Here is a 26663-nt window from a genome sequence, read left to right on the forward strand (position 1 = left end):
CAATTGGGAAATGGAAGGATTCCAATTAAAAAGAAGAGCCCCTTCCTTAATCGGAAGCAGGCTCTCCTTACTATGGTTGCCTATATATCACTTCAGGCCGTAATCTTATTCTCCGTCCTTCTCCAGCGATACCGGCTCTTTCTTGCTCACGGACAGTTCGCCGTTCTCTTCATCGATCTTCAGCAAATCGCCCTTGGCGATATTGCCTCTCAGCATCTCCTCGGACAGGCGGTCCTCAATATGCTTCTGGATCGCGCGGCGCAGCGGACGTGCGCCGAAGGCTGGATCAAAGCCTTCTTTGGCCAGGAAAGCTTTCGCGTTGTCCGTCAGCTCGAAGTCGACGTCATATTCACGCAGCCGCTTGCGCAGCTCTTCGGACATCAGTGTAACGATCTGTGCGATATGCTTCTCTTCCAGGGAGTGGAAGACGATGATCTCGTCGATCCGGTTCAGGAACTCCGGACGGAAGCTCTTCTTCAGTTCGTCCATGACCTTGCCTTTCATGCTGGAGTATTCAGCCCCGGCATCCTGCACGGCGGTAAAGCCGAGCGTGGAATTCCGTTTAATTGCTTGCGCACCGACGTTCGAGGTCAGAATAATCAGCGTATTGCGGAAATCGACCACGCGTCCTTTGGAATCGGTCAGACGGCCGTCTTCCAGCACTTGCAGCAGAATGTTGAATACTTCAGGGTGGGCTTTCTCGATTTCATCGAGCAGGACCACCGAGTATGGCTTGCGGCGTACCTTCTCGGTAAGCTGTCCGCCTTCCTCATAACCGACATATCCCGGAGGCGCCCCTACAAGGCGGGAAGTGGAGTGTTTCTCCATGTACTCCGACATATCGATACGGATAACGGCGTTCTCGTCGCCGAACATCGCCTCGGCGAGCGCGCGTGCCAGCTCCGTCTTACCAACCCCGGTAGGGCCGAGAAAAATGAAGGAGCCCATCGGACGCTTCGGATCTTTCAGACCGGCGCGTGCCCGGCGGATGGCCCGACTGACCGCTTTGACGGCTTCATCTTGGCCGATTACCCGATCATGCAGCAGAGCTTCCATATTAAGCAGGCGTTCCGTTTCTTCCTCTTTCAGCTTGCTGACCGGAATGCCGGTCCAGCTTGCCACCACTTGGGCGATATCCTCAGGCGTAACCTCGGAATCGGTACGGCCTTGTTTCTCTTTCCATTGATTCTTCGTTGTATCGAGCTCTTCACGGATTTTTTGCTCCGTATCACGAAGGGCAGCCGCTTTCTCGAACTCCTGACTTTGAACAGCGGCGTCTTTTTCCTTGCGGATATCGTCCAGCCGCGTTTCCAGTTCTTTCAAATTCGGCGGAATCGTGTAAGAGTTCAGTCTTACTTTGGAGCCCGCCTCATCAATAAGGTCGATCGCTTTGTCCGGCAGGAAACGGTCGGTGATATAGCGGTCGGACAGTTTCACCGCCTGAACGATTGCCTCATCCGTAATTTTCACACGGTGATGGGCTTCATAGCGGTCACGCAGGCCGTAAAGGATTTGAACGGCTTCATCCGGAGTAGGCTGATCTACCGTGATTGGTTGGAAACGACGTTCCAGAGCCGCATCCTTCTCGATGTACTTACGGTACTCGTCCAGCGTTGTCGCGCCGATGCATTGCAGCTCGCCGCGGGCCAGCGCGGGTTTCAGGATGTTGGAGGCGTCAATCGCGCCCTCAGCTCCGCCTGCACCGATCAGCGTATGCAATTCGTCGATGAAGAGCACAATGTTGCCCGCCTGGCGAATTTCGTCCATGATCTTTTTGAGACGATCTTCGAACTCACCGCGATATTTGGTGCCGGCAACGACTGAGCCCATATCCAGCGTCATTACACGCTTGTCGCGCAGTGTTTCGGGAATCTCGTTATTGATAATCTTTTGCGCCAGGCCTTCGGCGATCGCCGTTTTACCTACCCCTGGCTCGCCGATCAGCACCGGATTATTCTTCGTCCGGCGGCTCAGCACCTGAATGACGCGTTCGATCTCTTTGCTGCGCCCGATAACCGGGTCCAGATGACCGTCTTTGGCATAAGCCGTCAGGTCGCGGGCCAATCCGTCTAGCGTCGGTGTGCTGACATTGGACGGGCCGCCGCTGTGGCTCGAAGCGGACTCGCTGCTGCCGAGCAGCTGCAGAACTTGCTGGCGAGCCTTATTCAGGCTGATTCCAAGGTTGTTCAGGACGCGTGCCGCTACGCCTTCTCCCTCGCGAATGAGTCCGAGCAGGATGTGCTCCGTGCCAACGTAAGTGTGACCCAGCTTGCGGGCTTCATCCATCGACAGCTCGATAACCTTTTTGGCGCGTGGAGTGTACGCGATGTTCGTCGGCTGCTCTTGCCCTCTGCCGATCAGCGTTTCAACCTCATCCTGAATTTTTTCCAGGCCGAGGCCAAGAGCGATCAATGCTTTGGCGGCGATGCCGTCGCCCTCGCGGATAAGTCCTAGCAAAATATGTTCTGTGCCGATATTATTGTGTCCCAGCCGAACGGCTTCTTCCTGTGCCAGCGCAAGCACTTTTTGCGCGCGTTCCGTAAATCTGCCAAACATCATAAGTCTGCACCTCCATAAATAATAAATATTTATAATTAATGTGTGGTCCCCAACGTTTCCCGGAGCAGCTTCGCCCGGTACATATCGCATTCGGTTGAGCTCAGCTTATCGCCAAAGATGTTCTGCAGAAATCCAGGCTGCGTCTTGACGTTCAGCTCATTGAGCACCGAGATGGATGGAGCTTTCAGAATTCCCAAATCCAAGCCGAGCCGTACATCCGACAGACGCTGGGAAGCTTCTTTTAGATCCATTACGGCCGCATAAGACAAAATGCCGTACGACCGCATGATACGGTCAGTGATCCGGAGCGCGGAATCCGTCAGCAGCCGCTGGCGCGCATTGCGTTCATGCTCGATAATCTGGATAGCCACACTGTGCAAGTTGTCGATAATTTCCGCTTCGGTCTGCCCCAGTGTAATCTGGTTGGAAATCTGAAAAATATTCCCGGCGGCTTCGCTGCCTTCCCCGTAAATGCCTCTCACCGTAAGCCCCACCTGATTGACGGCCGAGAGAATACGGTTGATCTGCTTGGTCATGACAAGCGCCGGAAGATGCATCATAACCGAAGCGCGAAGACCTGTGCCGACATTGGTCGGGCAGCTGGTCAAATAGCCTCTTCTGTCATCAAAAGCGTAATCAATCGACGATTCGAAAATATCATCGATGGCGGTAGCCCGTTCCCAGGCCTCGCGAACCTGAAATCCGGGAAACAAACATTGAATACGAAGATGGTCTTCTTCATTTATCATGATGCTGACCGACTCGTCTTCATTCAGCAGCACCGCTCCGCCGCGGGAGTCATTGGCAAGGTTGGGACTAATCAGATGCTTTTCAACCAACACCTTCTTATCCAGCTCCTCCAGCTCGTCAAGCTTAAGCAGCTGAAATGAGCCGTATCCCGTTTCCTGGTCCTGATCAATTACCGGAGTCAGAACATCCAAGACTTCCTCGGCCTGGCTCTTCGTTGCCAGAAGAGGAAAAGGGTGATGCTGTATATTGCGGGCGATGCGCACACGGCTGCTGATTACAATCTCGGAGTGGCTGCCACCGCTGCGCATCCATTCGCTGAGCGCTTGTTCGGTAAACCGGAGATTTGGCATCGGGCATTCCCCCTATATATCTTAAGACTTTACTCTTGTGCAATTTCTTTTTCAAGTTTGCGGATCTGATCCCTGATCTCGGCTGCTCTTTCGAACTCCTCCTGCACGATGGCTTGCTGCAGCTGCTCCTTCAGTTCATCGATTTGCCGCCTAAACTGAATTCGCGCTCCGGCACGTTTAGGAATCTTGCCGACATGGCTCGTGCTGCCGTGCACTCTTTTGAAGAGCGGGTCGAGGCCCTTGTCAAAATATTTGTAACAGGAACTGCATCCGAAGCGCCCGAGCTTGCTGAACTGCCCGTAGGTCATGCCGCATTCCTCGCAGCGAACGTCTTGAACCGTCGAAGCAGCGGCGGATTTCCCTTTGCCAGCAGCCTCCAGATCCAGTAAGCCGGAAAGCAGGCTGTGAATGGAGAAACCGCCGGACGTACCGGGAATCAATTCTCCTTTTTCCCTTGCACAGCTCTCGCAAATATGAAATTCCGTCTTCTCTCCATTCACAATCTTAGTGAAATGAAGCGTAGCCGGTCTTACACCGCACTCTTGGCAAACCATTTTACGAAACCCTCTTTCTCACACCGATTTATTTGCTAAGCAATGAGATCAGCATCGCCTTCATCATCTTGGAACGAATCTCGTCCCGATGGGGAAGCTTGACCGCAATGCATTCACGCGAAATGGCGGCGCGCATAAGGCAGGCTTCGCGTCTGGTCATAAAGCCGGCTTCTTCAAGCTGATAAATGAGTCCCTCAGCCGTGCTCTGGTCGATGCCCGAGCCGATAGTTTGGTTAAGGTGCGTATGCAGCGCAGAGTGCTGCGGAAGCTCAATACGCTGAATGCGGATATATCCGCCACCGCCGCGTTTGCTCTCCACCAAATAGCCCTTTTCAAGTGTAAAGCGGGTGCTGATTACATAATTGATCTGGGAGGGTACACAGGAGAAGTGGTCTGCCAGATCGTTGCGTTGAATTTCTACTGTGCCTTCGGGACTTTCATGCAAAATATTCTTCAGATATTGTTCAATGATATCAGAGATATTGCGCATCACTCATCCTCCAGATTACGAGCTTGCAGATGCAGCCGATGGCACCGTTCCATTTCTGGCCTAAACCTTTAAAGGAACTTTAACCAAAGTGCAAAGAGCCGAATCCCGTATAAAACCGGCTGGCAAGCCTGGATTAAGATTCCGTTCAAGCTTTACTAGTGTGGCCCAAACTGTACACCGCATACTTGAAAAAGAATAAACGGGAACGATTAAGTAATCACCTGCTGCATGCTCTGTTGACTTTGACTTTCTTTGACTTATACCTTATTATAGCATATTCTCACGGAAAGCCAAGTCTTTGATCAGAAAAAATCAAACAATGCCGTTTGAGCGCGCGGAATCCGTTCTTCCAACCATGTCACTGCCAATATATTACCCGTAAGCAGCCCGGCTTGATACATTTCCATCGGTCTTTTATATCCAAGCAGCATGGCGGTCAGCGTTCCGATGCCGCAGGCGGCCGCTTCCTCTCCGGGGTCACTCTGGAGTGCGTGAATCGACGGCTTACCGTAACCATCTGCGCTGAGGTTCCAAAGTCCATCATTCCAGGACGCAAGACTGTCCGCGATAGAAAGGGTTATTCCTCCTGAGCGGCCGGTGGCGCAAAATGACAATTGTTCGACAAATTCCTTAACGTTCACAATACGGGCCATAAAATAAGGATGATTTTCCTGCGTGATCCGAGGATCGGGTAGCAGGAACGGTAGATTGTCATCCGCAGGCACCATTTTTAGATGCGCTTGAGTTATCATCGAATCATGATTGGCAAAATAGTTCCACAATCCGCTGCGGGTGCGCCCATTTGCATATACGAATTCGTCGATTATCAGTTCCCGGTTCTGGATTTTATAAAGCGCATAGCCCTCCGGCTCTCCTTCTTGCGAATAAAAGACGGCAATATGCCCGTCATCGTCCAGCACGGATTTCTCCCACCAGTCCTTGTCCCTTACGAGTGTTCCGTTATAGTTGGAAGCAAACTTCCGGTACAGGGCATCCAGAATATCAATATCTCCCTCATCACGCTTGACTCGTCCTTCCACTTGAACCTTCGCCGGAAATTTAGCGGCAGGAATCGTATACTTCTTATACTCACAGTACACTTCCCACCCGAATTTGCGGTAAAAAGGGACATTGAACGGATGCAGACAGGACAGCGTCTGACCGGCTTCATTCATCTTCATAAGCGCATGGGCCAAAAGCTTGGCCACCAGACCTTGTCTGCGATTTTCCGGCCATGTCGCCACTCCGGCGATGCCTCCCATAAGCAGAGGACGGCCTTGTATGTAGGATTGAAACGGCAACAGCGTAAATTTCGCGCCTAGACCGTTATCATCAAAAATGCCCCAAACACGCTCGGGCTTAAATCTCTCTTTTGCCTTCTCCCGGTCTTCTGGCGAAAGCTTATATTGAAAAGCATACTCGGAAAGACTCAGACTTGTGTCAAACTCATCAGAGCGAAGCTGACGGATTTCCATACATTCACCTCAATATAAATAGGTTATCATGAGTTTGTCAGACGCCGAGGCCTTTGTCAAATCGGAAATGCAGCGTAGGATATTGGACATTTTTTTCAGCAATGAAAAAAGGTTGTTCCTTTATCATCAAAGATGAAATGGAAACAACCTTCTTCTGATCAGATACATAATTCACCTGACTACTACAGTTAAGAATACAAAAAACCACTGCTGAAATTCAGCAGTGGTTCATGTGCTTGGCGGCGTCCTACTCTCCCAGGACCCTTCGGTCCAAGTACCATCGGCGCTGGAGGGCTTAACGGTCGTGTTCGGGATGGGTACGCGTGGAACCCCTCCGCCATCGCCACCAAACGGGCATTTGCTTGAACAAATGCATACATCAGGTTTTCAGCATCGCCAAATGCTGATAGCAACTTCTGTTTACCGCAACTGCTAGAGCTGCACTCAACAGAATCCTTGCTCCCTGAAAACTGGAACCGAAACGAATCTTGCGTTTAATTTGGATAAGCCCTCGACCGATTAGTATTGGTCAGCTCCATGCATTGCTGCACTTCCACCTCCAACCTATCTACCTCGTCGTCTTCAAGGGGTCTTACTAATTGGGAAATCTCATCTTGAGGGGGGCTTCACGCTTAGATGCTTTCAGCGCTTATCCCGTCCGTACGTAGCTACCCAGCCATGCTCCTGGCGGAACAACTGGTGCACCAGCGGTACGTCCATCCCGGTCCTCTCGTACTAAGGACAGCTCCTCTCAAATTTCCTACGCCCACGACAGATAGGGACCGAACTGTCTCACGACGTTCTGAACCCAGCTCGCGTACCGCTTTAATGGGCGAACAGCCCAACCCTTGGGACCTACTTCAGCCCCAGGATGCGATGAGCCGACATCGAGGTGCCAAACCTCCCCGTCGATGTGGACTCTTGGGGGAGATAAGCCTGTTATCCCCAGGGTAGCTTTTATCCGTTGAGCGATGGCCCTTCCATGCGGTACCACCGGATCACTAAGCCCGACTTTCGTCCCTGCTCGACTTGTTGGTCTCGCAGTCAAGCTCCCTTCTGCCTTTGCACTCTTCGAATGATTTCCAACCATTCTGAGGGAACCTTGGGACGCCTCCGTTACGCTTTAGGAGGCGACCGCCCCAGTCAAACTGCCCGCCTGACACGGTCCCCGCACCCGTTTAGGGTGCCAGGTTAGAACCTAGATACGATCAGGGTGGTATCCCAACGGCGCCTCCACCGAAGCTGGCGCTCCGGCTTCTAAGGCTCCCACCTATCCTGTACAGATCGTACCCAAGTTCAATATCAAGCTGCAGTAAAGCTCCATGGGGTCTTTCCGTCTTGTCGCGGGTAACCTGCATCTTCACAGGTATTAAAATTTCACCGGATCTCTCGTTGAGACAGCGCCCAAGTCGTTACGCCATTCGTGCGGGTCAGAATTTACCTGACAAGGAATTTCGCTACCTTAGGACCGTTATAGTTACGGCCGCCGTTTACTGGGGCTTCGGTTCACAGCTTCGGGTTTAACCCCTAACCGCTCCCCTTAACCTTCCAGCACCGGGCAGGCGTCAGCCCGTATACTTCGCCTTGCGGCTTCGCACAGACCTGTGTTTTTGCTAAACAGTCGCTTGGGCCTTTTCACTGCGGCCCCCTCGGGCTATTCACCCTACCGAGGCACCCCTTCTCCCGAAGTTACGGGGTCATTTTGCCGAGTTCCTTAACGAGAGTTCTTCCGCGCGCCTTAGAATTCTCTTCTCGCCTACCTGTGTCGGTTTGCGGTACGGGCACCTTCTCCTGGCTAGAGGCTTTTCTTGGCAGTGTGAGATCATGACCTTCGCTACTGTAATTTTCGCTCCCCATCACAGCCCAGCCTTAATGGTGTACGGATTTGCCTATACACCAGCCTCGCTGCTTGGACGGACATCCATCAGTCCGCGTCACTACCCTCCTGCGTCCCCCCATCGCTCATAGCGGATTACGGTGGTACAGGAATATCAACCTGTTGTCCTTCGACTACGCCTGTCGGCCTCGCCTTAGGTCCCGACTTACCCTGAGCGGACGAGCCTTCCTCAGGAAACCTTGGGCTTTCGGCGGATCAGATTCTCACTGATCTTTTCGTTACTCATACCGGCATTCTCACTTGTATGCTGTCCAGCTGTCCTTACAGTCAACCTTCAACCCACATACAACGCTCCCCTACCCCTGATGCATACGCATCAAGCCATAGCTTCGGTGGTGTGTTTAGCCCCGTTACATTTTCGGCGCAGAGTCACTCGACCAGTGAGCTATTACGCACTCTTTCAATGGTGGCTGCTTCTAAGCCAACATCCTGGTTGTCTGTGCAACTCCACATCCTTTCCCACTTAACACACACTTGGGGACCTTAGCTGATGGTCTGGGCTGTTTCCCTTTTGACAATGGATCTTAGCACTCACTGTCTGACTCCCGGTGCATCAGTAGCTGGCATTCGGAGTTTGACTGAGCTTGGTAACCCTTGCGGGCCCCGCACCCAATCAGTGCTCTACCTCCAGTACTGTTAATCACCGAGGCTAGCCCTAAAGCTATTTCGGGGAGAACCAGCTATCTCCGAGTTCGATTGGAATTTCTCCGCTACCCCCACCTCATCCCCGCACTTTTCAACGTGCGTGGGTTCGGGCCTCCAGTGCGTGTTACCGCACCTTCACCCTGGACAGGGGTAGATCACACGGTTTCGGGTCTACGCCCACGTACTTAAGTCGCCCTATTCAGACTCGCTTTCGCTGCGGCTCCGGCTTCTCGCCTTAACCTTGCACGTTAAACGTAACTCGCCGGTTCATTCTACAAAAGGCACGCCATCACCCCTATAACGGGCTCTGACTTCTTGTAAGCACACGGTTTCAGGTACTATTTCACTCCCCTTCCGGGGTGCTTTTCACCTTTCCCTCACGGTACTGTTTCACTATCGGTCGCCAGGGAGTATTTAGCCTTGGCAGATGGTCCTGCCGGATTCATACGGGGTTTCACGTGCCCCGCACTACTCGGGATCCGTCTCGGAGGGAACCAAATTTGGGCTACAGGGCTTTTACCTCTATCGCGGGCCTTTCCAGACCTCTTCACCTATCTTGTTCCTTTGTAACTCCATGTGAGACGTCCCACAACCCCAGGGAGCAAGCTCCCTGGTTTAGGCTGTTCCGCGTTCGCTCGCCGCTACTGACGGAATCACTCTTGTTTTCTCTTCCTCAGGGTACTTAGATGTTTCAGTTCCCCTGGTCTGCCTCCACCTACCCTATGAATTCAGGTAGGAGTGACTGTGCATTACCACAGCCGGGTTTCCCCATTCGGACACCCCCGGATCAACGCTTGCTTACAGCTCCCCGAGGCATTTTCGTAGTTCGCCACGTCCTTCATCGGCTCCTGGCGCCTAGGCATCCTCCGTGTGCTCTTAGTAGCTTAACCACATGTTTTCCCGTTAGGGAAAATCATGAACCACTATTCACTTCACTTGATCAATCGCTTGACACAAGTTCAGCTAAAAGATGTTCTAAAACGCAATTTTCGTTTCGGTATCCAGTTTTCAAGGATCAAGATTGAGAGTTTGAGCTCTCAAAACTGAGCAACGAGTGAGCAACAGGCCTAAACCTGAGTTTTGGAAGCTTAGCTTCCGATTTGAATGTTTCCGCTCGGGAAACGATTCTCCATAGAAAGGAGGTGATCCAGCCGCACCTTCCGATACGGCTACCTTGTTACGACTTCACCCCAATCATCTACCCCACCTTCGGCGGCTGGCTCCCTTGCGGGTTACCCCACCGACTTCGGGTGTTGTAAACTCTCGTGGTGTGACGGGCGGTGTGTACAAGACCCGGGAACGTATTCACCGCGGCATGCTGATCCGCGATTACTAGCAATTCCGACTTCATGCAGGCGAGTTGCAGCCTGCAATCCGAACTGAGACCGGCTTTATAAGATTGGCTCCACCTCGCGGTTTCGCTTCCCGTTGTACCGGCCATTGTAGTACGTGTGTAGCCCAGGTCATAAGGGGCATGATGATTTGACGTCATCCCCACCTTCCTCCGGTTTGTCACCGGCAGTCACTCTAGAGTGCCCAGCTTCACCTGCTGGCAACTAAAGTCAAGGGTTGCGCTCGTTGCGGGACTTAACCCAACATCTCACGACACGAGCTGACGACAACCATGCACCACCTGTCTCCTCTGTCCCGAAGGCCGCGCCTATCTCTAGACGATTCAGAGGGATGTCAAGACCTGGTAAGGTTCTTCGCGTTGCTTCGAATTAAACCACATACTCCACTGCTTGTGCGGGTCCCCGTCAATTCCTTTGAGTTTCAGTCTTGCGACCGTACTCCCCAGGCGGAGTGCTTACTGTGTTAACTTCGGCACCAAGGGTATCGAAACCCCTAACACCTAGCACTCATCGTTTACGGCGTGGACTACCAGGGTATCTAATCCTGTTTGCTCCCCACGCTTTCGCGCCTCAGCGTCAGTTACAGCCCAGAAAGTCGCCTTCGCCACTGGTGTTCCTCCACATCTCTACGCATTTCACCGCTACACGTGGAATTCCACTTTCCTCTTCTGCACTCAAGCTGCCCAGTTTCCAGTGCGACCACAGGTTGAGCCCATGGTTTAAACACCAGACTTAAACAGCCGCCTGCGCGCGCTTTACGCCCAATAATTCCGGACAACGCTTGCCCCCTACGTATTACCGCGGCTGCTGGCACGTAGTTAGCCGGGGCTTTCTTCTCAGGTACCGTCACTCTTGTAGCAGTTACTCTACAAGACGTTCTTCCCTGGCAACAGAGCTTTACGATCCGAAAACCTTCATCACTCACGCGGCGTTGCTCCGTCAGGCTTTCGCCCATTGCGGAAGATTCCCTACTGCTGCCTCCCGTAGGAGTCTGGGCCGTGTCTCAGTCCCAGTGTGGCCGTTCACCCTCTCAGGTCGGCTACGCATCGTCGCCTTGGTGAGCCGTTACCCCACCAACTAGCTAATGCGCCGCAGGCCCATCCCCTGGTAGCAGATTGCTCCGCCTTTCCGCCTTCCGGTATGCACCAGAAGGTCTTATCCGGTATTAGCTACCGTTTCCGGTAGTTATCCCAGTCCAAGGGGCAGGTTGCCTACGTGTTACTCACCCGTCCGCCGCTAAGTCCTTTTGAGAGCAAGCTCTCAAAAGGACTCCGCTCGACTTGCATGTATTAGGCACGCCGCCAGCGTTCGTCCTGAGCCAGGATCAAACTCTCCAATAAGGTTTTTTCGTGAGGTCACCACCCAGATCACTCCGAGAAAATAACCATCCGAAAAGTTTATCGATAGAGCGATTCGCTCATTTTGAAACTGACGATTCATTGATATGAATCTTAAAATTAACGTGTTCCATTTGTTCAGTTTTCAAAGAACTTGTACCCTGCATTTGAATACTTCGTCTCATGCACAGGAATTATAGAATAACATATTCATTTCCGTTCGTCAACTCTTTTTTTCAATCGTGATTTTCAACTTCATCACAACCTCGCGAGCGACAAGAAATAATATATCATGCCTGCGGCAAACGTGCAACCCTTTTTTTAAAAAAACAAATCGCTTCTCTTTCTTGCAGTGGTGTTAATCCGTCAATCTCTCATTTTCCTAGAATGTTCATTGCGGTAAAGCAGCAAAAAGAGTTATCTTAATCCATATCGATTGACCGGTTTAATATGGAAAGGAGCTGTTATGAGAAATCAGTCCACATCTACAATAGCGCCGTCAAAATTGGCGGCCGGAGAGCAACGAAGCCTTCAGCAGGTCACAATCTACCGGATACTCCTTGCCGTCAGCTTCGTCCATTTGTTCAATGATTCCATTCAGGCGGTGATTCCGGCGATTTTTCCGATCCTCAAGAGCAATATGATGCTTTCGTACGCCCAGGTCGGATGGATATCGTTCGCGCTCAACGTCACTTCTTCGGTTATACAACCGGTCATCGGCTACGCCGCGGACCGCCATCCGCGTCCAATCCTTCTTCCGCTCGGGATGGGCAGCACCTTAATGGGTGTTCTGCTGCTGGGTTATGCCAATAATTATGTGCTGGTGCTCCTCTCCGTTATTCTGATCGGCTTCGGCTCCGCCGCTTTCCATCCCGAAGGTATGCGTGTTGCGCATATGGCTGCAGGACTGAAAAAGGGGTTGTCTCAATCTATTTTCCAGGTCGGAGGCAATGCGGGGCAATCTCTGGGTCCGCTGCTGACGAAATGGGTCTTCATCCCGTTTGGACAAATTGGCGCACTGGGCTTTACGATTATCGCCGCCGCCGGCGTCTTAGTGCAGACCTACGTGGCCCGGTGGTACCGGGAGATGCTGGATGCCGGCTATACGTTCCGCAAAAAAACCGTCTCCCGCGCAATAGACCCGGCCAGGAATAAAAGTATTTTGAAGGCGACCTTCATCCTGGTCATAATCGTATTTGTGCGTTCGTGGTACGGTCAAGCCATCGGCAGTTACTATACGTTCTATTTAATGGAGAAATACGGTTTGGTGCTGGACAATGCCCAGAACTATATTTTCATGTACTTGGCTGCAGGCGCCGTCGGCACGCTCTTCGGAGGTCCGCTTGCCGACCGTTTCGGACGGCGGAATCTGATCCTTCTTTCCATGGTCGGAACCGTGCCGTTCGCGCTCGCGCTTCCGTTCGCAAGCCAGTTTTGGGCAGGTGTGTTGCTGCTGATCGGCGGATTCGTTCTTTTATCCAGCTTCTCGGTCACGGTTATTTATGCGCAAATGCTGTATCCGGGCAATATCGGCACCGTCTCCGGTCTTATTACCGGACTGGCTTTCGGACTCGGCGGGATCGGCTCGCTGTTCATTGGCCATTTAATTGATGCAATCGGCATCACGCGCGTCTTCATCGCCTGCGGCTTTCTGCCGCTTCTCGGACTTCTTGCCCTGCTTCTTCCGGGAGACGGCAAGCTGGAGGAATGGGCGGCAGAGTAACGTTTGAGGGTGTATTGCTTTTTCGGTAAAGGCTCATCTACCTCCCTTAGAAGAGGACGGTGAGTCTTTTTGCTGTCGGCTTGCTGCATTTCAATAGCGTATTATTCAACACTCGCTTTTTGCGTTACAATTAATTAAAACTTGAATTATCGACCGGTCTTTCAGAAAGGGGGAGATACAATGGCAAACAAGGCGCTTGCGCGCATCCGGAAAGGTTATGGAAAAAAGCTCGTCTTCATTCACGCATGGAACGCTTGGCTTGTGCTGTTCTTGGCTATTAGCGGTTTGATGCTGTTAGGCGCATTTTGGAGGGAATGGCTTGGGGAAGGAAGAGTCTGGCTGAAATGGGGGCATATTCTTGCCGGGTTGGCCCTACTCGTTCCGGTTGCCTATTACCTGCTGCTGGCAGCCAAGCATTGGAAACGGCTAAAGGGAAAGACTTCGCAAAAAGCCAATGTCATCACGGTTCTTATGCTGCTGCTCGGCTGGATCGTATCGGGAATCATACTTTGGCTGTTCAAAGTCTTCGGCCCGCGGGCGGCCAATGCCGCGCTGCTGGCGCATGATCTCTTCACCTGGATCGGTTTGCCGATCATCATTTACCATTCGATTACCCGCACCCGCTGGCTTAAAGAACCGGAAAAGCGGTCGATTGTGCCGGAACCAGAAACCAACGACGCAGCAGTTTCTAATAGAGTGGAAAAAGGGCTCCAGCATCCCCAGCCTATTTACACGCGGCGCGGATTTCTAAAAGTCGCCGTCGGCGCAGGGCTGGCGGTCACGCTCGGACCTACTTTTGTCCGCTGGATGGGCCGGTCGCTGCAGCTGCCTTCGACTGGAGAGTCTGCGGTGGCTAATGCCAACCGGCTCTTGCCCGATCCCGTTCCGCTGCCGCAGTCTTCTCCGCCCATCGGCGGAGGCGCCGAAGGGCATTTCCGCGTCTATACGGTAACGGACATCCCCTCCTTTGACAACTCCAACTGGTCTTTTAAAGTCGACGGTCTGGTCGACAACAAGCTAAACTGGAACTGGGAGCAATTCGTCAAGCTCCAGCGGGAGGTGCAGGTGAGCGATTTCCACTGCATCACAGGCTGGTCGGTCTATAAAAATACATGGGAAGGCATCCCGCTTGCCAAGCTGATGGAGATGGCCGGTGTGCAGAGTACAGCCACTAGCGTCAAATTTTATTCCGGAGACGGTGTTTACACCGATTCGCTAACCCTGGAGCAAGCGCGGATGGACGATGTGCTTGTTGCCGTTATGCACGATGGCAAGCCGATTTCCAATGAACTGGGCGGTCCCGTTCGGCTTGTCGTTCCGCAAATGTACGCTTACAAATCGGTGAAATGGCTCAATCGCATTGAACTGATCGAAGGCGACCATGTCGGCTACTGGGAACAGCGGGGCTACGGTATCGATGCATGGCTGCCGGGGAAAGAGAAAATATAACAAGAAGAAACGCCTGACGGCGTCTGCAGGTACGTTTCTCGTAAAAATATAAGACCAAACGATAGGCGCGAAGCTTATAAAGTCTTATATTTCAAAAAAGGCTTGTCCGCAAGAAAGATCTCTCTCCCCGGACAAGCCTCTATTTAGAACCAATGCTACTCCTTAATCTCCTCAAAGGAAGCATCGTACAGCCGGAACATGGTTTTGTATCCCGACTCGTCGATTTTAATCCCCACCTCAAGCCGTCCGGTCACCTGCAGCGGACCCGTTTTATGTCTCAGCTTGATATCGTCCGGCACAAATACAATCATGATCTTGTTCCAGTACGTTTCATCCCCGTTGTCAAAAGGACATTCGGCTCCAGGCTGAGGGATCAGCAGAAACCAGTGCTTTTCAAAAGAAAGCACTTCGCCCATAAAGCCTTTGATGATCACTTTACTTTTGCTCTCGCTGAGGTCCCAGAAACGCTCCGACGGCCGGGTCTGGTCGCCCCCGTCAAAAAATTCCGACCAACCGATCGTTTCCGCGCCTGCCCTGTTCCCGTCATTTGAACTCTTAGCCGCCGTCTCTCCTCCGGCATTGCGCTGAGCAGCGGCGGCAGACGCTTCCTTCCTACTGCTGTTATCCGCATAAGCGGACGGCGAAGGCGAAGCCGGCTCCCGGGTAGGGGAAGGGGCAGCGGCGGGAGACGCTTTCCGGTTGGAACCGGACGGCTTGGAGGCAGCGCTTGGGGTGGGAAGAGCTGCAGGCTTGGAGCTGGCAATTGCCTTCTGCCCTCCGGAGGAAGGCTTTCCTTCGGCCGATTGATTCTTTGACGCCGAATCTGATGCCTCTGCCTCTGTCTTGTTCACCGGCGTTTGCTTCACATCGGGCGAAGCCGAGGCAGATGACGCCGGGTATGGTGCCGGAGAGCCGGGAGCGGCAGCAGTAGAGCCCGGAGATGGTGCGGCAGAGCCGATAGCGGCGGTGGCGGAACCTGGGGATGGTGCTGCATCCGGTGAAACCTCCGGCGAAGCGGAATTCCCGGCAGCAGCGGAATCTCCCGCTGCCTTCCTTTCCTCATTCACCTGGTAATTATCTTGTTCAGCGGACACAGAGGTGTTCTGAACCGACGAAAACGAAGACGCCGATGTCTCTTGCCCATCCTTGCCGCATGCGGACAGCAGTAGGGTGAAGCACACAGCCGCGGCGGTCAGAAACTTTTGTCTTGTCTTCATAAGCGTAGCTTACCTCCTAAGATTTAAACAAAGCGAGCGGCTGAAGCCGGTACATTCGGAAAGCGGGAATCAGCGAGGCGAGCAGCCCGATCGCAATCGTTCCCGCGGCAATCCAGCCGTGATCGGCGTTCCATAGATAAGGGTTTAGTCTAACACCCGCTTGGGCATAGAGCATCTCTTTAAAGATCAGTGCGGCCAAGTGTCCCGCAAGGAAGCCCGCGGCGAGCCCGGTTAGCGTCAGAATCAGGCCTTCACTAATAAGTGTCATCCATACGTAGCTCTTCGGCTTGCCCAGCAGCCGCAGCAGACCGGCATCTTTGGTCCGCTCTCCGGCGGCGGCGATCAAGGACAATAGAATCGTGATCGCGGCGAGGAGTACACACAGTCCGGCCAATAAGCTGACAAGACGGGAACCTTGGTCCACCGCATCAACTACATCCGACACCGCTTTGCTTGTGTAGGCTGCCTGGACTCCGCCGCTTCCATCAAGCGTCTGCTTCAGATTATGCGCGCCAAGCAGGGTTGACGGCTTCACCAGAACAGCCGTAATCTCCCGGTCCTCCCCTTGAAGCTCATGAACCGCCCAGGCATAATCGACGGTGGTGAATACCGCTCTGTCATCCGGTGTGTTCAGCGTGGGTAGAATACCGGCAACCGTATATGAAAAGCTTTCATGCGAATGCTCTTCCGCATCTCCTTCACCGGCATGATTCTCGGCACCCTCTTCGCCGGAATGATGTCCCTCTTCTTCCACAAGTCCATGGGCGCCCGTGAACGTATCACCCACATGCAAACCGAGAGTTTGAGCAACATGCGATCCGACAACCGCTTCTCCCGTCTTGGAATACAGCGCCCCTTCTTTCATCTTTCGGTCGCCGTACCTTGTCAGAAAATACTCCGGATCGATGCCGACTACCGGAAATCCATTGTAATTATCCCCTGTCGTCATAGCATACGCCTTGTCCACGCCCGAATCGCGCTGCGCCTGCTCCAGCACGTTCGCCGGAATGTTCCCGGTAGGCGCGCCAATATGATAGAACGTGTTCAGCACTAGCTGCGTTTCGCTGCCTTGTGCGCCAACGACAAGGTCGAATGGACCGTATCCCTTTTCCGCCCCCTGTTCGACGCTGTCCCGGAAAAGCGAGAACAGGACGATAAAAGCGACGGTAGCCCCGATCGCGCAGACGGTAAGAAAAGAGAGAAAAAGCCGATGGCGGATATTCCGCAGCGACAATGAAAAAAGATTCATCCGTTGCTTACCTCCTGTGCGCCGCCCCTTCCGGCTTGATGCTCAGTATGCTTCCGAACACGGTTCAGCTCCCTTATATCCAGACATTTCGGAAAGCGCTCCGCCATGTTCAAGTCATGCGTGACGACAATCAGGGTCTGCTGCCCGAAAGAACTCAGATCTAGCAAAAGCCGCGAAATTTCATCGGCGGTCTCCCAGTCCAGACTGCCGGTAGGCTCATCTGCAAGCAAGAGCGGCGGATTGTTCACAAGTGCGCGGACAATCGCCACCCGCTGCTGCTGACCCCGGGATAGCTGGGAAGGCATATGCTTCGCCCGGTCCGGAAGGCCTACCCTCTCAAGCCACTCGGAGATGAGCGTCTTCCTCCGTTTCGCCGGAATGCTGGTGTTCATCGCGATTTCGATATTCTGACTGGCAGTAAGGGATGGAATCAGATGGAAATCCTGCAGCACATAACCGATGTTCTGTGAACGAAGTCGATCCCGCTGTGCCTCCGTCATGGTGTGCAGCGGCTGACCCTCCAAGTGGATCTCACCCTTGTCCGGTACCGCGATTCCGCTGATTAAGTGGAGCAACGTGCTTTTACCGGACCCACTGGGTCCGGTAATCGCCACTTTTTCACCTTTTTCCACCTGCCAAGAGGGAATATCCAGAATCGGCAGACTGCGTCCGTCAATTCGGAAGCTTTTGTTCAGGCCGGAAATTTGAAGCATGTTTGCTCCCCCTTAGCGCAGGACAATCCGTTCGGAGAGCGAATCCCATTTCAGATTTTTGCCGGTCAACTGGCTGAAAGCGGACAGCGGGAGATACACGGTGCCGTTATCGTTATCTACCGTGAAAGACACAGCCTTGCCGTTCAGAGTAGCTGTCAGAGCCGACATGTTGATATTCAGCGTGTTTTTGCCAAAAGCGACCTTCGAGACCGTTGATCCGCTGCTGTAAGTTCCTCCAAGGGCCTTAGTTAGAGCGGCGGCAGGATACAGCACTTCGTTCTCGCGGTTGATTTTAAATTTCGGATACATATATTTCGATTGAAGCTCGGCGGATCTCTTGTCGATATTGACCCCTACAATGGCAGCCGAAGCTCTGGCGATCTGGGTATTATCCACTTGGCCTTTCACTTTATTGGCGATTGGACCGTATGCCCATACTCCGACATCAACGGCGGAATGTCCGTGTCCGGACCAGCCAACGAGCAGTCTTTTGGAGATAACGGCATTATAGGCGCCCTCTTGTTTGTAAGAGGAACCGTCGCCTGCCAGAATTGCTTGAACCTCTTCGTCGGTCAGATCGTTGAATCCGGTATTTTCCGCCACAATGCTGCGGATTTCCTCTGGAGTCTTGGCCTCGGCGAGCTTACTTGCGATGGATTCCGAAGAATGCTTCTGTTTATCCCAAAGGTCGATATTAAGTTCATAGATATTGTCGCGGGATAAGGACAAGCCGCCCGTTTCATGGTCAGCGGTCACGACTACGGATGTATTGCCGTCTTTTTTGGCGAACTCAATCGCGGTCTTAAAGGCAGCGTCGAAATCAAGCGTCTCCTGCACGAGCGTCGAAAAGTCGTTGGCATGTCCGGCATGGTCGATCCGTCCGCCTTCAATCATCATGACAAAACCGTTCTTGTCCTTGGACAAAATCTTCAATGCGGACGACGTCATTGCCGCCAGGCTTGGAATTTCGGCTGTACGGTCCGGAGTATAGGCGACATGGGAGCTGCCGAACAGACCCAGCGCTTTGGTTGTCGAAGCAGGAAGAGCCTTCAGCGCGCTCGTGTTCTCGACAACGGTATACCCTTTCGCTTTGAAATCGGGCAAAATATTTTTATCCGTCCGCTTGCCTTTCTCATCCTTTGTCACAAAAAATTGCTTGCCCCCGCCGAACAGCACATCTACTCCGCTATCCAGATACTGGGAGGCAATTGCCGATTCGTTGTCGCGACTGCGGACATGCGACGCGTATACGGCTGGCGTAGCATGAGTGATCCGCGCGGTGGTCACAAGACCGGTCGCTTTGCCGCTGCTTTCAGCCGCTTCAATAACGGAAGCGAAAGGCTTAGAAACATCTTCATTCGATACGCTGATGCCTGCGTTGTATGTCTTATGGCCTGTGGCAAAAGCCGTTCCGGCGGATGCCGAGTCCGTTACGACCCCTGACACCACGGTGCCGCCGTCTTCGCCGCGGTCCGCATATGTCGTGGCTTGTCCTACATAATAAGGATCAAGATTGAGATGCTTGACTCCCTTTTTATACTGTTCGTAATAACGCGTCGCCGAGATTTGCGCGGGTCCCATGCCGTCGCCAATCAGGACGATCAGATTTTTCGAAGAGGTTTTTGCAGCCGATGGTGCCTTGGAAGAACCTTGCGCCGCGTAGGCAAAGCTTCCTGCGGAAAGGATCAGGCAGGCTAAGCCGCCGATTGCAACCTTTTTCAAACCTTTGTTCATATTTTTATTTACCCTCCCAGTAGTAGTAGTCAAATATAGTCTAAGGGGGGAGTATTGTCTCCATGTAAAAATATAGGCCGACTTGGATTAAATATTGGCTGAACGCACTTAAGAAGAAACGGCTTCGCCGTCCTCTGGAAGAGGAAGGCATCCGTTTCTCGTAAAAATATCAGGTTAAGGATAAGCGCGAAGCTTATACTTTCTGCCCTGAAAATAAAGTCGCTCCAGAACACTAAAAGTGTGCATACGAAAACAAACCCCAGATTGTATATTTTTTAAAATCGGCTGTCAGGCCGTTTGTTCCGTCAGATTCACTTGGTATCCTAAGGATTCTAATCGTTTTATGGAACGGTTCATCACCATGTCGCGGTTTCGTTGATCGAAATAATCAAATCCTAGTTCTTTATATTCTTGCTTTCGCGTTAACAAGATATAAACGATCGTCAGGATGCTATGTCCGACAGCCACTGCTGCCCTGTTTTTTCCTCGCCTGCCTGCGATCCGGTGATATTGGGCCGACAGGTAGGTATTCTTTTTTCGTCCCGCGGCTCGTGCCGCTTCCACCAGCGCACTTCGCAGTTTTTTGTTCCCTTTTCGGGTCTTCGCTGACCGCTTTTTCCCGGCACTTTCATCGTGACCTGGAGTCATTCCTGCCCAGGAACATAAATGTCCCGGACTTGGAAACCGTGTCATGTCGGTCCCGATTTCCGCCAGAATTTGTTCGGCGTTCCACTTCTTCATCCAGTTCGGTGATTAACTCGTTCAATTGGTCGATATGCGACAGCTGTTTTTCCAGCATGAGCAGCTGATGCGGCCCCAAGCTACCTTCAAGCGCCAGTTTTAATTGCTCTTTCTTGGCCTTCAGCTTCTTTTGCGCGAAGTCAGCCAGGATCGAGGGATCACTTTCTCCCTGAATCATCGCTTCCAGCATGTTCCGTCCAGATACGCCCAGCACATTGGAGGCCACCGACGAGAGTTTGATATTTCCGCCTTCCAGCACCTTTTGCAGTCGGTTTACTTCCCGGGCTCGTTCTTCGATGATGCTTCGCCGGTAGCGAATAATTTCCCGAAGCTCTCGCTGCTCCCGATCGGGAATATAGCTCCCTTGCACCAGTCCATGCCGGAGTAGCTTGGCAATCCATTCCGCATCCTTTACATCCGTTTTTCGCCCAGGCACCGCTTTGATATGCTGAGCGTTCACGACGACCGGCTTGACGTCTTCCAGTTCAAGCAGGTTATAAATCAGTTTCCAGTAATCCCCGGTACTCTCCATCGCGACATGGCTGCACCGCTCGCTTTTGATCCAATCCACCAGATCGACCAGTCGTCTGGTCAGGGTTTCAAAACTTCGAATCTCCTTTCCTTTCGGGGTGATGATACATGCGGTGATGCTTTTCTTGTGCACATCCAATCCACAGCAACGTTCAATCAGGATTTCCATGCTTTGCTTCTCCTGCCTGCTGGCGTTAATTAAGGCTGGTGCAAAGACCAATGCTAAGGTTATTCTGCCCTGCGTGCTTCCCCAAGGGGAGCAACAATCTGTGATGCACCGGGTCGTTGGGGTCCGTCTGATATCCGGGTTCGTGACACCAAGAAAGTACGACCTACCTTCGCCAGCCCAGTAACCAGTATCGCCCATATTTTCATTATTCAGTGGTGCCGCGTTAGCGGCATGGGAGTCTTATATTTCAAAAAAGACCCGTTCGAAGGAAGCCCCTTCGAACGGGTCTTTAACATTCTATAGATCGTTACTGCCAGCAAGGCAGCGATAACCAGCCTTAAGAAACGGTGGTAATCCGCATGGCATGCTACCGAAATATCAGGCAGCATATCTTTAGTCTTCGCCTAAGTCCTGCAACGCGGGATGGCCCCCTGCACTTTAGGACGGCGTTCCGCCCTCCAGCAGCCGGAGCAATTCTTCCTCATCCTCGATGACCGGGATGCCAAGCGTTTGCGCTTTGGCCAGCTTGCTGCCCGCCTTCTCTCCGGCAATGACGAGGTCGGTCTTCTTCGATACGCTGCCGGTCACTTTGGCGCCAAGCGTTTCCAGCTTCTCGGCCGCTTCGTCCCGGGTCAACTTGTGGAGCGTTCCGGTCAGGACTACCGTTTTGCCGCTGAAGAAGGAATCGCTCACAACCGGAGCCGGCGCTTCCGGCGCCTTGGCCTGAACGCCCAAATCAAGCAGGCGGCGGATGCCTGTGACCACGAACGGATCGGCAAAAAAGGAAACGATGCTCTCGGCCACAATGCCGCCGATATCGGGCAGCGCCGACAGTTCCTCCGCGCTCGCCGTCATGACGGCATTCAGATCGCGGAAATGATCGGCCAGCATCTTGGTCGTAGCCTTGCCGGTATTCGGGATGCCCAGCGCGTACAGGAAGGAAGCGAGATCCCGTCCCTTGCTCTCTTCGAGCGCCTGAAGAAGATTGCTTGCCTTCTTCTCGCCGAAACGTTCCAGCTTCACGAGCTGCTCCAGCGTCAGCTCATAGAGATCTGCGGGCTCGCGTACGTTCAGCTCCTCGTACAGCTGTCCCGCCGTCTTGTCGCTGAAGGTCTCGATGTCCATCGCGTCCCTTGAGGAATAATGGGTAATTCTTGCAACGATCTGCGGCTTGCAGTTCAGCTTGTTGTTGCAGAACAGATGCGCTCCCCGCATTTCCAGCGGATAACCGCAGGCCGGGCAATGCTCGGGATAGATGATCTCCCCGCCGTCATTCTCTTCGGTCACCTTCCCCAGAATTTCCGGTATGACATCATTGGATCGGCGGATGAAGACGCGGGTCCCTAGCGCATGTTTCAGGTTCTTCCGCTCAATGTCGCCGACATTGTTAAGCGTGCAATTCTGTACGGTAACGCCGGCCAGCTCTACCGGTTCAACCCGCGCCAGCGGCGTCACTTTGCCGGTCCGGCCCACATTCCAGATTACCGATTCCAGCACGGTGGTCGTCTCCTCCGCCTCAAATTTGTAGGCGACCGCCCAGCGGGGGAACTTGTCCGTATAACCCAGCACTTCGCGAATACGGAAATCGGTAATTTTAATGACCGCGCCGTCGATCAGGTAGTCCAGCTTGGAGCGGCCCTCTTCAATTTCAGCCAACTGCTCCGTCACTTCGTCGAAGTTGTCAAAATAGGTCAAATAAGGATTAACCTTGAACCGGTTATCGCGTAAAAACTGCATCATTTCCCGATGATCATGGAAATCTATGCCTTCCGAGTAGCCAATATTATAGAAATAGGCATTCAGCCTACGCTCCGCCGTCAGCTTCGGATTCAGGTTGCGCAGCGCCCCGGCCGCGCCGTTGCGCGCATTCTTCAGCGGCTCCGCCGCCGCCCGGTTATAGTCGGCGAGCACCGACAAATTCATAATGCCCTCACCCTGCACCTCAATGACGCCTTCCTTGAAGGGAATCGTCAGCGGAACGGATTTGATCGTCTTCACCTGCGCTAAAATGCCTTCACCCGTGGTGCCGTTGCCCCGTGTGGAAGCCTGAACCAGCCTACCGTCACGATAGGTCAGGTTCAGCGTCAGACCGTCGAATTTCAGCTCCACGGCATAGCAGGGCTCCGGAAGAGGCTGTTCGGGATTCTTGCTGTTATAGTCGTTCACCAGCCGAAGAACCCGGGCGTTCCAGCTGCGGAGCTGTTCAATGTTCTGCGCCTTGTCGAGACTCCAGAGCGGAGCAAGATGCCGATGCGGCACAAAGCCCTTCAGCAGCTCGCCGCCGACGCGCTGGGTAGGCGAATCGGGCAGCACAAAGCCGCTCTCGGCCTCAAGGGAGGCGAGCTTGTCGTACAGGGCGTCGTACTCCTTGTCGCTGACGAGCGGCGCATCCAGCGTATAGTAGTGGTAGTTATATTTATTCAGCTCCGCCACAAGCTCTTCCATCGTATGCATTGCGTCCATGCTTGAGACATCCCTCCGCCATCCCGAATAGTTTCCTTATTCCTCAGCCTAATCCAAAAGCCGGTTCCTAAACCCCAGGCCGATGGCTCGCTCCAAGTCGGAGCTTGCCATCTACAGCCGAAATCTCTTACTCCACCTTAGTGATCGGCGCAAATCCTGCGAGCAGCCGTTTCACGCCCACCGGCGCCGGGAAGGCGATCTGCAGCTCCATATCGTTGCCGCTGCCTTTCACGGCGACAATGGTGCCAACGCCCCATTTGCCGTGCGAGACCTTGTCGCCCGCCTTGAAATCGGCGGACGCTCCTCCTCCAGCCGGGCGGGCCGCAGCTCCGCCTGAGGTCACGGTCACGCGGCTGCGGCCCGCCGCCGCGGACGCCGAAGCGCCGCCGTAGCCTGCAGCGGCGCCCGGCGATGAAGCCGCGGCCGCTCCGCTCCGGCCGCCGCCGAAATTGCCGCGGCCGCCTGCGCCGAAGCCGCGGCCGCCGTAGGCTCCGCCTACATCGCCGCCCCGGCGGAAACGGTCGGCGTTCATGACGGTGTCTTCCTTGAGTTCCTCAGGAATCTCGTCCAGAAAGCGGGACGGCGGGTTGGCCGTCGTCCGCCCGAACAGCGTGCGCATCCGCGCGCAGGAGAGGAATAGCTGCTTCTCGGCCCGGGTAATGCCCACATACGCCAGCCGCCGCTCTTCTTCCAGCTCATCATTGTCCTGGAAGGCGCGGCTGTGCGGGAACACCCCTTCCTCCATCCCGACGATGAACACGACCGGAAATTCCAGCCCCTTCGCGCTGTGCATCGTCATCAGCACGACGGCGTCGCTGCGGTCTTCTTCCGTATCGTTCATGCTGTCGATGTCGGCGATCAGAGCCAGATCGGTCAGAAAGGAAACGAGCGACTTATCGTCGTTATTCTTCTCAAATTCCATCGTCACCGATAGGAATTCGTCGATATTCTCCAGGCGGGAGCGAGATTCAATCGTGTTCTCCTTCTGCATCTCCAGCTTGTACTGCGACATTTCCAGCACCTTCTCCGTCAGCTCGGTCACCGACAGGAATTCCACCATCCGGTGGAGCGCCAGAATCATGTCGTAGAACTCTACAAGCCCGTTCCGGGTCCGTCCGGCGAAGCCCAGGTCGTCCACCGTCTCCAGCACCCGGAAGATGGAGATGCCTCGGGATGCCGCCGCGTCGGCAAGCTTGGACACTGTTGTATCTCCGAGTCCTCTTTTGGGAACATTGATGACCCGGGTCAGGCTGATATCGTCATCGGGATTGGACAGCAGCCGCAGATAAGCCAGCAGGTCCTTGATTTCTTTGCGGTCGTAGAACTTGATGCCCCCGACAATCTGGTATGGAATATCCGATTTAATGAGAATTTCCTCTATGACCCGCGACTGGGCGTTGGTTCGGTACAGAATAGCATGATTTTGGTATGAATTTCCTTTTTTAACATTTTTGCTGATTTCTCCGGATACAAAATAACCCTCGTCATGCTCGGAGTCGGCCCGGTACACCTTGATCTTCGGACCTTCCTCCGAATCCGTCCACAGCTTCTTCGGCTTGCGTCCGGTATTCAGCGCGATAACGCCGTTCGCGGCGTTCAGAATATTCGAAGTTGAACGGTAGTTCTGCTCCAGTAAAATAACTTTGGCTTCCGGATAGTCTTCCTCGAAGTTGAGAATGTTGCTGATGTCGGCTCCGCGCCAGCGGTAGATCGACTGGTCGCTGTCGCCGACGACGCAAATATTGTGATGGCCATCGGCCAGCATGCGGCAGAGCATGTACTGCGCCCGGTTCGTATCCTGATACTCGTCCACATGGATGTACTTGAATTTCCGCTGGTAGAAATCCAGCACCTCGGGCACTTCCTTGAACAGCTGGATCGTCGTCATGATCAGATCGTCGAAATCCAGCGAGTTGTTGCTTTTGAGCCTTTTTTGGTACATCGTATATATTTTGGCAACGAGGCCTTCAAAATAATCCCCGATCTTCATCTCATACTGCGCAGGCGTTACCAGTTCGTTCTTGGCCGTGCTGATCATCGACTGCACCGCCTTCGGCTCGAATTTCTTCGTGTCGATATTCAGTTCCTTCATGCAGCCGCGGATAACGGAGAGCTGGTCCGTGGAATCCAGAATCGAAAAATTGGACGTAAACCCGATCCGCTCAATATCCTTCCTCAATATCCGGACGCACATGGAGTGGAACGTCGATACCCATATATCGCGGCCTTCCGGGCCTACAAGCTTGGACACCCGTTCCTGCATTTCCCTTGCCGCCTTGTTCGTGAATGTAATGGCAAGAATCGCCCAAGGCGGAGCCTTGCGATTAGCGATCAGCCAGGCGATGCGGTGGGTCAGCACCCTTGTCTTGCCGCTTCCCGCTCCGGCCATAATGAGCAGCGGACCATCGGTCGCCTCGACCGCCTGGCGCTGGGGAGGATTGAGCCGGCTTACGGCTTCTTGTATGTTAACGGATTGCATGTAGGACATGCCCCTTTCCAAGCTTAAATCGCTTATTTCATGAGTAGCTCTATATAGAACTACTATATCATTCGCTAGATGGCGGCGTCTGCTTAACCGCGTTGACCGTCGACAGCGCCCGCCCGATATCACTATAAATAATGTTACCCACGACAACCGTATCGGCCAGAGAAGCCGCAAGCTTCGCCTCTTCTTGTCCGGCAACTCCTCCGCCGTAGAAAAGACGGGCACGGCCTACGGCTTCGCGCACGGCTTTCATTGTCTCCACATCTCCAAAGCTGCCGCTGTATTCCAGATAGACGATAGGCAGAGTCATAAGCTTGTCCGCAATATGCGCACAGGCAGCCGCTCCGTCCGCCGACAGCCCCGTATCCGCACCGGTCAGGCGGGCCACGGCGGAATTTCCGTTCAGCACAATATAACCCTCGGTCAACAGCAGCTCCCAGGGGATAAAATCACCGTATCGCTCGACGGCTCTTCGATGGTGGCCGATAATCCATGCCGAATCGGGAGTATTCAGCACCATGGGAATCATATAGGCGTCAAAGCCGGGCACGACAGCGGATAGATCAGACACTTCCTGAGCGCACGTCACACCGTAACCCTGTATTCTGGACATGAGACGGGCGGTATTAACATAGGTGATGCCTGTAGACCCGCCCACCAAAATGGCATCCGTACCAGACTGGCAGACTGCCCTCAGCTCTTCTTCACCGATATCGCGGTCCGGGTCCAGCTTGAACACATGACGCCAGTTCTCAATCATTTGTCGCACCACAGTCATGA

General features: G+C 53.5%; 14 protein-coding genes, 3 rRNA genes and 1 pseudogene. 2 read left to right on the forward strand and 16 right to left on the reverse strand.

Annotation, left to right across the window (positions count from 1 at the left end; all coding sequences use genetic code 11):
• Positions 1–105: 105 nt before the first annotated feature.
• The 8 genes from clpC to PUR_RS23520 all read right to left on the reverse strand — a co-directional run bounded on the left by clpC (position 106) and on the right by PUR_RS23520 (position 11412).
• Positions 106–2559, reverse strand: coding sequence for an ATP-dependent protease ATP-binding subunit ClpC (clpC, locus tag PUR_RS23485; protein ID WP_179037294.1), 2454 nt, complete (start codon positions 2557–2559; stop codon positions 106–108).
• Between the two features lie 35 nt (positions 2560–2594).
• A complete protein-coding gene (locus PUR_RS23490) occupies positions 2595–3659 on the reverse strand; it encodes a protein-arginine kinase McsB (RefSeq protein ID WP_179037295.1) in 1065 nt (354 codons plus the stop codon).
• Between the two features lie 29 nt (positions 3660–3688).
• Entirely contained in the window at positions 3689–4213 is a 525-nt protein-coding gene (locus tag PUR_RS23495; protein WP_179037296.1) for a protein-arginine kinase activator protein McsA, read from the reverse strand.
• A 28-nt stretch (positions 4214–4241) separates the two neighbouring features.
• Positions 4242–4703, reverse strand: coding sequence for a CtsR family transcriptional regulator (locus PUR_RS23500; protein ID WP_179037297.1), 462 nt, complete (start codon positions 4701–4703; stop codon positions 4242–4244).
• Between the two features lie 302 nt (positions 4704–5005).
• Entirely contained in the window at positions 5006–6178 is a 1173-nt protein-coding gene (locus tag PUR_RS23505) for a GNAT family N-acetyltransferase (RefSeq protein WP_179037298.1), read from the reverse strand.
• Between the two features lie 234 nt (positions 6179–6412).
• Positions 6413–6529: ribosomal RNA gene (rrf, locus tag PUR_RS23510) — 5S ribosomal RNA — on the reverse strand.
• Between the two features lie 148 nt (positions 6530–6677).
• Positions 6678–9610: ribosomal RNA gene (locus PUR_RS23515) — 23S ribosomal RNA — on the reverse strand.
• A gap of 245 nt (positions 9611–9855) precedes the next feature.
• Positions 9856–11412 (reverse strand): 16S ribosomal RNA (locus PUR_RS23520).
• Together the 16S, 23S and 5S rRNA genes form the textbook arrangement of a ribosomal RNA operon.
• 463 nt (positions 11413–11875) lie before the next feature.
• Here PUR_RS23520 and PUR_RS23525 point away from each other — a divergent pair.
• The gene (locus PUR_RS23525; protein ID WP_179037299.1) at positions 11876–13132 is read left to right on the forward strand and encodes an MFS transporter; all 1257 of its coding nucleotides are present in this window, start codon (positions 11876–11878) and stop codon (positions 13130–13132) included.
• Positions 13133–13312: 180 nt separating this feature from the next.
• A complete protein-coding gene (locus PUR_RS23530; RefSeq protein ID WP_179037300.1) occupies positions 13313–14581 on the forward strand; it encodes a molybdopterin-dependent oxidoreductase in 1269 nt (422 codons plus the stop codon).
• Between the two features lie 155 nt (positions 14582–14736).
• Here the strand turns inward: PUR_RS23530 and PUR_RS23535 are convergent, their stop codons facing one another.
• From PUR_RS23535 to PUR_RS23570, 8 genes and pseudogenes are all read right to left on the reverse strand, one after another.
• Positions 14737–15798, reverse strand: a complete 1062-nt coding sequence (locus tag PUR_RS23535; protein ID WP_179037301.1) for a hypothetical protein — start codon at positions 15796–15798, stop codon at positions 14737–14739.
• Positions 15799–15814: 16 nt separating this feature from the next.
• The gene (locus tag PUR_RS23540; protein ID WP_179037302.1) at positions 15815–17047 is read right to left on the reverse strand and encodes an ABC transporter permease; all 1233 of its coding nucleotides are present in this window, start codon (positions 17045–17047) and stop codon (positions 15815–15817) included.
• The gene (locus tag PUR_RS23545) at positions 17044–17760 is read right to left on the reverse strand and encodes an ABC transporter ATP-binding protein (RefSeq protein ID WP_179037303.1); all 717 of its coding nucleotides are present in this window, start codon (positions 17758–17760) and stop codon (positions 17044–17046) included. The genes PUR_RS23540 and PUR_RS23545 overlap by 4 nt, the downstream gene beginning before the upstream one ends.
• A 12-nt stretch (positions 17761–17772) precedes the next feature.
• Positions 17773–19494: an alkaline phosphatase gene (locus PUR_RS23550; protein WP_179037304.1), complete on the reverse strand. Its 1722-nt coding sequence runs from the start codon at positions 19492–19494 to the stop codon at positions 17773–17775.
• 288 nt (positions 19495–19782) lie between these two features.
• Positions 19783–20935: pseudogene (locus PUR_RS23555) on the reverse strand (IS110 family transposase).
• 438 nt (positions 20936–21373) lie between these two features.
• Positions 21374–23398: an NAD-dependent DNA ligase LigA gene (gene ligA / locus PUR_RS23560; RefSeq protein ID WP_179037305.1), complete on the reverse strand. Its 2025-nt coding sequence runs from the start codon at positions 23396–23398 to the stop codon at positions 21374–21376.
• A 127-nt stretch (positions 23399–23525) separates the two neighbouring features.
• Positions 23526–25877 carry a DNA helicase PcrA gene (gene pcrA / locus PUR_RS23565; RefSeq protein ID WP_179037306.1) on the reverse strand — a complete coding sequence of 784 codons (2352 nt, stop codon included), beginning with the start codon at positions 25875–25877 and terminating at the stop codon, positions 23526–23528.
• Between the two features lie 67 nt (positions 25878–25944).
• Positions 25945–26661, reverse strand: a complete 717-nt coding sequence (locus tag PUR_RS23570) for a heptaprenylglyceryl phosphate synthase (protein ID WP_179037307.1) — start codon at positions 26659–26661, stop codon at positions 25945–25947.
• Positions 26662–26663: the final 2 nt, after the last annotated feature.

Source organism: Paenibacillus sp. URB8-2 (assembly GCF_013393385.1).
GTDB lineage: Bacteria > Bacillota > Bacilli > Paenibacillales > Paenibacillaceae > Paenibacillus_AQ.

Excerpts from the sequence above, each read along its gene's own strand:
- PUR_RS23495 (WP_179037296.1), bottom strand. The coding sequence starts at position 4,213 with ATGGTTTGCCAAGAGTGCGGTGTAAGACCGGCTACGCTTCATTTCACT.
- PUR_RS23535 (WP_179037301.1), bottom strand. The coding sequence starts at position 15,798 with ATGAAGACAAGACAAAAGTTTCTGACCGCCGCGGCTGTGTGCTTCACC.
- pcrA (WP_179037306.1), bottom strand. The coding sequence starts at position 25,877 with ATGCAATCCGTTAACATACAAGAAGCCGTAAGCCGGCTCAATCCTCCC.
- PUR_RS23490 (WP_179037295.1), bottom strand. The coding sequence starts at position 3,659 with ATGCCAAATCTCCGGTTTACCGAACAAGCGCTCAGCGAATGGATGCGC.
- PUR_RS23505 (WP_179037298.1), bottom strand. The coding sequence starts at position 6,178 with ATGGAAATCCGTCAGCTTCGCTCTGATGAGTTTGACACAAGTCTGAGT.
- PUR_RS23545 (WP_179037303.1), bottom strand. The coding sequence starts at position 17,760 with ATGCTTCAAATTTCCGGCCTGAACAAAAGCTTCCGAATTGACGGACGC.
- PUR_RS23500 (WP_179037297.1), bottom strand. The coding sequence starts at position 4,703 with ATGCGCAATATCTCTGATATCATTGAACAATATCTGAAGAATATTTTG.
- PUR_RS23570 (WP_179037307.1), bottom strand. The coding sequence starts at position 26,661 with ATGACTGTGGTGCGACAAATGATTGAGAACTGGCGTCATGTGTTCAAG.
- PUR_RS23540 (WP_179037302.1), bottom strand. The coding sequence starts at position 17,047 with ATGAATCTTTTTTCATTGTCGCTGCGGAATATCCGCCATCGGCTTTTT.
- PUR_RS23525 (WP_179037299.1), top strand. The coding sequence starts at position 11,876 with ATGAGAAATCAGTCCACATCTACAATAGCGCCGTCAAAATTGGCGGCC.
- PUR_RS23550 (WP_179037304.1), bottom strand. The coding sequence starts at position 19,494 with ATGAACAAAGGTTTGAAAAAGGTTGCAATCGGCGGCTTAGCCTGCCTG.
- ligA (WP_179037305.1), bottom strand. The coding sequence starts at position 23,398 with ATGGACGCAATGCATACGATGGAAGAGCTTGTGGCGGAGCTGAATAAA.
- clpC (WP_179037294.1), bottom strand. The coding sequence starts at position 2,559 with ATGATGTTTGGCAGATTTACGGAACGCGCGCAAAAAGTGCTTGCGCTG.
- PUR_RS23530 (WP_179037300.1), top strand. The coding sequence starts at position 13,313 with ATGGCAAACAAGGCGCTTGCGCGCATCCGGAAAGGTTATGGAAAAAAG.